This window comes from Streptomyces caeni (assembly GCF_042678285.1).
In the GTDB taxonomy this organism is placed as follows: Bacteria; Actinomycetota; Actinomycetes; order Streptomycetales; family Streptomycetaceae; genus Streptomyces; species Streptomyces caeni.
In genome coordinates, this window is sequence record NZ_JBHUDX010000079.1 from 68834 (window position 1) to 76245 (window position 7412).

Consider the following 7412-nt stretch of genomic DNA (forward strand, 5'->3'; position numbering starts at 1 on the left):
CGCCCATGGCGCCTCGCCGCGTCCCACGCATCGCTGCCCTCCGCTCGCTCTCTCCCGCACACCATAGACCAGGTACCCCCGGGCGTATCGACCGCTCGAAGCCGCGCGGGTGACCCGGCCGGTGCCGGGGACCACCCCTCGCACTGCCGCAGGGCCAGGTGCCGCACCGCGGCCTCCGCCGGCCGGCCGACCGGCGCCCGACGGCGACAGCGGAATAGGACGTCAACAGAATATTTCGGTGACCGGCATAAACTGCGAGGTATGGCTCCTCCCATGAGTCGGCACCCGTCCAAGAGGCACTGGTCCGCGTTCCTCACCGCGGAGCGGCCGCGTCCCGAGGGGGTACGTGCACGGCCGAACGCCTGGTGGCTGGCCGTGGGCACGGTGTGCTTCGGCGCATTCATGGGGCAGTTGGACGCCAGCATCGTGACGCTGACCTACCAGCGCCTGCGCACGGAGTTCGGCGCCTCCCTGGCGGCCGTGGAGTGGGTGTCGCTGGCCTATCTGCTGACCCTGGTCGCTCTCCTGGTGCCCGCCGGGCGGCTCGCGGACGCGCACGGCCGCAAGCTGATGTATCTGTACGGGTTCGCCGTCTTCACCCTGGCCTCCGCCGCCTGCGGCTTCGCCCCGTCACTGATGGCGCTCGTCGCCTTCCGCGTGGTCCAGGCGGCCGGCGCGGCCATGATGCAGGCGAACAGCGTGGCCCTGGTGACCACGAGTGCCCCGCGCGAGCGGATGCGGAGTGCGCTGGGCGTGCAGGCGGCCGCACAGGCGCTGGGCCTGGCGCTGGGCCCGACGGTGGGCGGGGCCCTCGTGTCGACGCTGGGCTGGCGCTGGGTGTTCTGGGTGAACCTCCCCGTCGGACTGATCGCCCTGGTGAGCGGGCACTATCTGTTGCCGCGCACCCGGGCCCGTACGACGGTGGCGCGCTTCGACTGGGCGGGGCTCGTCCTGCTGGCGGTGGCGACCACCAGCGCCCTGATGGGCGTGTCGGCGGCTTCCGGGCTGGCGGTACCCGGTTGGGGAGTGGCCCTGCTGTTCGTGGTGGCGGCCTCGGCGGGCTGGGGGTTCGTGCGGCGGCAGCGGCAGGCCGCTGCCCCTCTGCTGGACCTCGGCCTGTTGCGGGCACGGGCGGTGGCATTCGGGCTGGTGGGTGCCCTGAGCGGATACCTGGTGCTGTTCGGGCCACTGGTACTGGTGCCGGTCGCGCTCACCGCGCGGGGCTTCTCGGAGCTGACCGCCGGGCTGGTCCTCACGGCACTGCCGACCGGGTTCGCACTGGCCGCGACCGGTGGTGACCGGCTGCTGCCGCGCTCTGTCACGGACCGCAGACGATGTCTGGCGGGCGCCGGCGTGTTCACCGTCGCACTGGCAGCGCTGGTGGTGGTCCCGCTGACCGTTGCCTGGCTGGTGCCGGTTCTGGCGCTGGCGGGGCTGGGGCTGGGCACGTTCACCCCGGCGAACAACGCGATGGTCATGGGGGCGGTCCCGGCCCGGTCCTCCGGCACCGGAGGCGGGCTGGTCAACATGACGCGCGGTCTCGGTACCGCTCTGGGGGTTGCCCTGGTCACCCTGGCCCTGCACCTGGTGAGCGGCGGGGTTCAGGCAGGAGCACGATGGGCCGCAGCCGTCCTCGCGGCGGCCTCGGCCGTGGCGCTCGCATCGGCATGGCTGAGCCCGAGGAACGATCCGCAATCGTCACAGGCGACGCTGTGACGAACGGCGCGGAACGCCCGCCGGAGTGATCCGGGAACCCGGTCGGGTGGGTGCGGGCCGTCCGGACGACCGGGGGTACGAGCCGCCCGGACGACCGGCCCGGACGCCCTGACCGCGGTGCGCACGGCGACGGCCGCCGCAAGGTCGCCGGCGGGTGGCGGGCTCCCGCAGACGTACCCGGGTGCGTCTGCGGGCCAGGAGGACCAGGGTCACATCCGCTTCCGGCCCGCCTCACCGTTCGTGATGAGTGCCGGCACCGCTTCCCCGTCCCCGCCCGGCGGATAGGAGGCGTCGTCGCCTGGACGCGGGCGGCGGGAGACCACGAGGTACACCAGTGCGCCGGTGAACAGGACGAGGGAGACGTAGTCGTTCAGGCGCAGGCCGAAGAAATGGTTGGCGTGGTCGATCCGCAACGCCTCGATCCAGGCACGGCCCGTCGTGTAGGCCAGCACGTAGCAGGCGAACAACCGCCCCCTGCGCAGCCGCCGGTGGTGACGGGCGTCCAGCCACAAGAGCAGCGCCATCACACCCAGGTCCCACAGCGACTCGTACAGGAACGTGGGGTGGTAGAGGCCGACGGCGGGCATGTCGGCAGGCCGGTGGGCCGGGTCGATCCTCAGCGCCCACGGCAGATGGGTGGGGCCGCCGTACAGCTCCTGGTTGAAGTAGTTGCCCCAGCGCCCGATCGCCTGTGCCAGCACCAGCCCGGGCGCGACCGCGTCCGCGAAGTCGGACAGCGTGATGCCGCGGCGCCGGCAACCCAGCCAGGCACCGACCGCACCCAGCGCGACCGCGCCCGGGATGCCCAGGCCGCCGTCCCAGATGTAGAGCGCGTGGATCGGCTGCTTGCCGGCGGCGAAGTACAGCTCGGGGTCGGTGATCACGTGGTAGAGCCGACCGCCGAGGATCCCGAACGGCACCGCCCAGATCGCGATGTCCGCGATGTCGTCACGGCGCCCGCCTCGGGCCTCCCAGCGCCGGCCGGTCAGCCACACGGCGGTGAAAATGCCGGTCAGGATGCACAGCGCATACGCGCGGATCGGGACCGGCCCAAGGTGCCAGACCCCCTGTGAGGGGCTCGGCAGGTACGCCAGGTTCATGAGGGTCGCTGTCTCTCGCACACGCGGATCCCGGCCCGGGGGCCAGGGAGGGCCCACCGACGATACCTTGGACACCGAACCTTTTGGAGCGCGGCCCGGGACCTGCGGTCCATGGCGCGGACGGCCCAGGCCGTATCCGTGTGCGGCCCGGCTACGCTTGCCCCATGTCCGCGCAGCCCCGCACCGAGGATTCCTCGCCCCCTCCCGGCCCCGTCGGTGAGACACCGGAGGCCCGAGTTCTCACCGAGGCCGTCACCCGGCTGCGCCGGGCGCTGCGCTCGTCGATCCGCACCGACTACCCGTGGGAGACCCTCCCCATGGCACAGGTCGAGCTGCTCCAGGTGCTCGGTGAGCACTCACCGACGCGGATCAGCGACCTCGCCGCCCGCCGACGCCTCGCCCCGAGCACGGTCAGCGGACTGATCAGCCAGATGATCACCGCTGGGCTGGTGGCGCGCGATGTGGACTCCGCCGACCGCCGCGCCTCCGTCGTCACCCTCACCGATGCCGGACGCAAGAAGCTGACCGCCTGGACCACCGCCCACGAGCGCAGGATCGACGCGGCGCTCGCCGCCCTCGACGACAGCTCCCGCGCCGCCATCGCCCACGCGCTGCCCGCGCTGTTCCAACTGGCCGAACACCTCGGCGAACCGGCCGACGGCACGCCGGTGGAGTGATCACCACAGGAGCGAGGAGGGCCAGCTCGCCGCCTTGGGCCCGGTCCTCGACGCCGTGGTCCAGCGGAACGGAATTCCCGGGCCGTCGTGCCTCCGGACGCCGCCGCAGGCGAGTACTGATCGGCGGCCCGGTGAAGGGTCCGTCAGGCGGGTTCGGCGTTGAGGGCACGTCCGGCGGGACTGCGGGTGTGGGCCCACGCGGGCAGGGCTACGGTTTTGTGCAGGCGAGGAGGTCCACTCCGCGGGAGGGGGCGGTTCGACGGCGGCCGTCACTCACCGCGACAGTACGGTACCGCCCCGTCACAAGGTGCGGGCCGCATGCATGCGGGTGGAGGAACATTGGGCCGTTCGGCCCTCGTCAGCCGGAGGCTCAACCTTTTATCTAGAGGGCACGTCTGCCGCCGCGGTCGCCGTCGAGGGGCCCATCGCCCCCCCGGATGCGAGCGGGCGCGCGAACGGCCAGGTGGGCGCGCCCTTTAACCCCCCCGCACCACGGGGCACGGAGGTCACGCCCGCCCCTTCCGGGCGCCGGAAAAACAGGACCCCACATCCTGACCAGGGTCGAGATAGGCCCCTACATCCAGATATTGCCTGACAGACAAATATTTTGCCGGTTATTTGACGGAGCCATAGGAGCCCCCTAACCTCGCCGACATGGATACCCCCCTGGGTATTTAAGGAGGCAACCAATGGCTCGCGAAGTGACACTGGAGACGTTCGCCGCGGCCTGGGCCGACGGCGGCCTGGTGGTCGACGTACGGGAGGCGTACGAGTACGCCGCCGGACACGTACCCGGCGCGCGATTCATGCCACTGAGCACCGTGCTGGACAGATCCGCCGAACTGCCCGCCGAACGACGGGTGTATGTGATCTGCGCCAGCGGCAACCGCAGCAAGACCGCCACCGACTGGATGCGCTCCCGCGGTGTCGACGCCTACTCCGTGGCCGGCGGTACCAGGGGCTGGACCCAGGGCGGCCGTCCCGTGGCGACCGGACACCACGAGCGCACCGCCTGACCGCCCGCACATCCCGGCGCCCACCGACTCCCGCTTCATCGCCCTTCACGCCGGCTCCGAAATCCGGGTCCCGGCCCCACGCCACACCCACCACCCGCACCCAGGCCAGACAGAAGGAGTTCCGCCATGGCCGCCACCCCCTCGTCCGCAGGAGAGCCGATCGCCGGCCGCCACCGCGTCGCCATCATCGGCGGCGGTAGCGGCGGCATCAGCGTCGCCGCTCGCCTGCGCCGAGCCGGCATCAGCGACATCACCGTCGTCGAACCGTCCGACACGCACTGGTACCAACCGCTGTGGACGCTGGTCGGCGGGGGTCAGGCGCCCCTGAGCGCCAGCCGCCGCCCCGAGGCGTCGGTCATGCCGGACGGAGTGCGCTGGATCCGTCAGCACGCCGTGGCCGTCGACCCCGACGCCCGCACGGTGACGCTCTCCGGCGGCGACTCGCTCACCTACGAGTATCTGGTGATGGCACCCGGCCTCCAGCTCGACTGGAGCGGCGTGCCCGGGCTCGCCGAGGCGGTCGGCCACGACCGCGTGAGCAGCAACTACGCCTCCGAGTACGCCCCGCGCACCTGGGAGCTGATCAAGAACCTGCGCTCCGGCACCGCAATCTTCACCCACCCGGCGGGGCCGCTGAAGTGCGGCGGCGCCCCGCAGAAGATCGCGTACCTGGCCGCCGACTACTGGCGCAAGCAGAAGGTCCTCGACCGGATACGCGTCATCCTCGTCATCCCCGACCCCGCCATGTTCAAGGTGCCCGAGTGGACTCGGACGCTGGAGAAGGTGGCCGCCCGCTACGGGATCGAGGTGCGGCTCCAGTCCGAGATGACCGCCGTCGACGGGGACCGCCGCGAGGTCACGATCACCGACCACGCGAGCGGGGTCAAGGAGACGATCTCCTACGGCCTGCTGCACGCCGTACCGCCGCAGAGCGCGCCCGACTGGGTCAAGGCGAGCCCGCTCGCCGACCCGGCGAGCCCGTTCGGGTTCGTCGCCGCGGACAAGTACACCCTGCAGCACCCCCAGCACCCGAACGTCTTCTCGGTCGGCGACGTGGCGAACGTGCCCACGTCGAAGACCGGCGCGGCCGTGCGCAAGCAGGCACCCGTCGTGGTCGCCAACCTGCTCGCCGTGATGAACGGCAGGACCCCGGCGCACCGCTACGACGGCTACACCTCCTGTCCGCTGGTGACCGCCCGCGACAAGATGCTGCTGGCCGAGTTCGACTACGACCTGAAGCCCAAGCCCTCGTTCCCCGTGATCAACACGTTCAAGGAGCGGCGCGACATGTGGGTGTTCAAGCGGTACGTGCTGCCGCCGGTGTACTGGCACGGCATGCTCACCGGCCGCCTGTGACCGGTCGGCCCGGGTCTCCCCCGGCCCGGGCCGACCCCCTGACCAGCCCTTCGGCGGAACGGTTCCGTTCGGCGAGAAGGGCGCATCCTGCCTTCATATATACCCCCGGGGGTATTACCCCGGGATCCGTCCGACATGGAGGTCAACCGACCATGTTCTTCGCCCAGTACTACCTCGACTGCCTGTCCCAGGCGTCGTACCTGGTCGCCGACGAGACCACCGGCAAGGCCGTCGTCATCGACCCTCGCCGCGACGTCTCCGAGTACCTCACCGACGCAGAGGCCCACGGCTTCACCATCGAGGGCGTCGTCAACACCCACTTCCACGCCGACTTCCTCGCCGGCCACCTGGAACTGGCCGACCGCACCGGCGCCTGGATCGGCTACGGGCAGCGCGCCGAGGCCGAGTACCCCATCCGCAAGCTGACCGACGGCGAGCGGATCAGCCTCGGCGACGTCACCCTGCAGATCATGGAGACCCCGGGCCACACCCCCGAGTCGATCAGCATCCTCGTGTACGAGCACGCGGACGACGCCGTGCCCTACGGCGTGCTCACGGGTGACGCGCTGTTCATCGGTGACGTGGGCCGCCCCGACCTGCTGGCCTCGCTCGGCGTCACGGCCGACGAACTCGGCAAGATGCTCTACGACAGCATCCAGAACAAGCTGATGGGCCTGCCCGACGAGGTACGGGTCTTCCCCGCCCACGGCGCCGGATCCGCCTGCGGCAAGAACCTCTCCACCCAGCGCCAGTCCACCATCGGCGAGCAGCGCGCCACCAACTACGCCTGCCGTCCGATGGGCGAGGAGGAGTTCGTGGCCCTGGTGACCGCGGGACAGCCCTCCGCACCCGCGTACTTCGTCTACGACGCGATCCTCAACCGCAAGGAGCACGGCCTGTTCGACCCGGCCGCCGCGCCCCGGCCGCTGTCCACGGAGGAGTTCATGGAGCGGCGCGCCGCCGGAGCGGTCGTCGTCGACACGCGTTCCCCGCAGGACTTCGCCGCCGGGCACCTGCGCGGCTCGGTCAACGTGCCCGCGGACGGCCGGTTCGCCGAGCAGGCGGGCATGGTCGTCGGCCCCGACGAGGAGGTCGTGGTGGTCGCGCCGCAGGACCGCGAGGAGGAGATCGTCACCCGGCTGGCCCGGATCGGCTTCGACAAGGTCGGCGGCTATCTGCGAGAGCCGGAGGGCGCCTTCACCGTGCTGGCCGACGAGATGGAACAGGCCAGCCGTATCACGGTCGACGAACTCCACCGGGCGCTGCAGGGCGACGAGCCGCCGGTGATCCTCGACGTCCGGGGCGGCGGCGAGCGCGAAGAGGGCTTCATCGAGGGCTCGCTGCACATCCCGCTGGCCGAACTGGCCCGCCGGATGGACGAGGTCCCGGCCGACCGTCCGCTGGTCGTCCACTGCGCGGGCGGACTCCGCTCGTCCATCGCCGCCAGCCTGCTGCGGCACAAGGGCCGCACCGACGTCTCCGACCTGCTCGGCGGCTACGGCGCCTGGCTCGCCCAGCCCGCGACGGCAGACGCCTGATCGGACCGG

6 protein-coding genes are annotated in these 7412 nt (G+C 71.5%); 5 read left to right on the forward strand and 1 reads right to left on the reverse strand.

Annotation, left to right across the window (positions count from 1 at the left end; translation table 11 throughout):
- Positions 1-261 precede the first annotated feature (261 nt).
- Positions 262-1716 carry an MFS transporter gene (locus ACFSL4_RS26030; RefSeq protein ID WP_381087664.1) on the forward strand — a complete coding sequence of 485 codons (1455 nt, stop codon included), beginning with the start codon at positions 262-264 and terminating at the stop codon, positions 1714-1716.
- A gap of 209 nt (positions 1717-1925) precedes the next feature.
- Here the strand turns inward: ACFSL4_RS26030 and lgt are convergent, their stop codons facing one another.
- Positions 1926-2816 carry a prolipoprotein diacylglyceryl transferase gene (gene lgt, locus ACFSL4_RS26035; protein ID WP_381087667.1) on the reverse strand — a complete coding sequence of 297 codons (891 nt, stop codon included), beginning with the start codon at positions 2814-2816 and terminating at the stop codon, positions 1926-1928.
- Positions 2817-2980: 164 nt separating this feature from the next.
- Between lgt and ACFSL4_RS26040 the strand changes: the two genes are divergently transcribed.
- From ACFSL4_RS26040 to ACFSL4_RS26055, 4 genes are all read left to right on the forward strand, one after another.
- Positions 2981-3493: a MarR family winged helix-turn-helix transcriptional regulator gene (locus ACFSL4_RS26040; RefSeq protein ID WP_381087670.1), complete on the forward strand. Its 513-nt coding sequence runs from the start codon at positions 2981-2983 to the stop codon at positions 3491-3493.
- A gap of 689 nt (positions 3494-4182) precedes the next feature.
- Positions 4183-4509 carry a rhodanese-like domain-containing protein gene (locus ACFSL4_RS26045; RefSeq protein ID WP_381087673.1) on the forward strand — a complete coding sequence of 109 codons (327 nt, stop codon included), beginning with the start codon at positions 4183-4185 and terminating at the stop codon, positions 4507-4509.
- Between the two features lie 126 nt (positions 4510-4635).
- A complete protein-coding gene (locus ACFSL4_RS26050) occupies positions 4636-5865 on the forward strand; it encodes an NAD(P)/FAD-dependent oxidoreductase (protein WP_381087676.1) in 1230 nt (409 codons plus the stop codon).
- A 152-nt stretch (positions 5866-6017) separates the two neighbouring features.
- On the forward strand, positions 6018-7403 hold the full coding sequence (locus ACFSL4_RS26055) for a rhodanese-like domain-containing protein (RefSeq protein ID WP_381087679.1): 1386 nt from the start codon (positions 6018-6020) through the stop codon (positions 7401-7403).
- Positions 7404-7412 lie beyond the last annotated feature (9 nt).

Coding starts and splice junctions, on each gene's coding strand:
- ACFSL4_RS26040 (WP_381087670.1), top strand. CDS start 2,981: ATGTCCGCGCAGCCCCGCACCGAGGATTCCTCGCCCCCTCCCGGCCCC.
- ACFSL4_RS26050 (WP_381087676.1), top strand. CDS start 4,636: ATGGCCGCCACCCCCTCGTCCGCAGGAGAGCCGATCGCCGGCCGCCAC.
- ACFSL4_RS26030 (WP_381087664.1), top strand. CDS start 262: ATGGCTCCTCCCATGAGTCGGCACCCGTCCAAGAGGCACTGGTCCGCG.
- lgt (WP_381087667.1), bottom strand. CDS start 2,816: ATGAACCTGGCGTACCTGCCGAGCCCCTCACAGGGGGTCTGGCACCTT.
- ACFSL4_RS26055 (WP_381087679.1), top strand. CDS start 6,018: ATGTTCTTCGCCCAGTACTACCTCGACTGCCTGTCCCAGGCGTCGTAC.
- ACFSL4_RS26045 (WP_381087673.1), top strand. CDS start 4,183: ATGGCTCGCGAAGTGACACTGGAGACGTTCGCCGCGGCCTGGGCCGAC.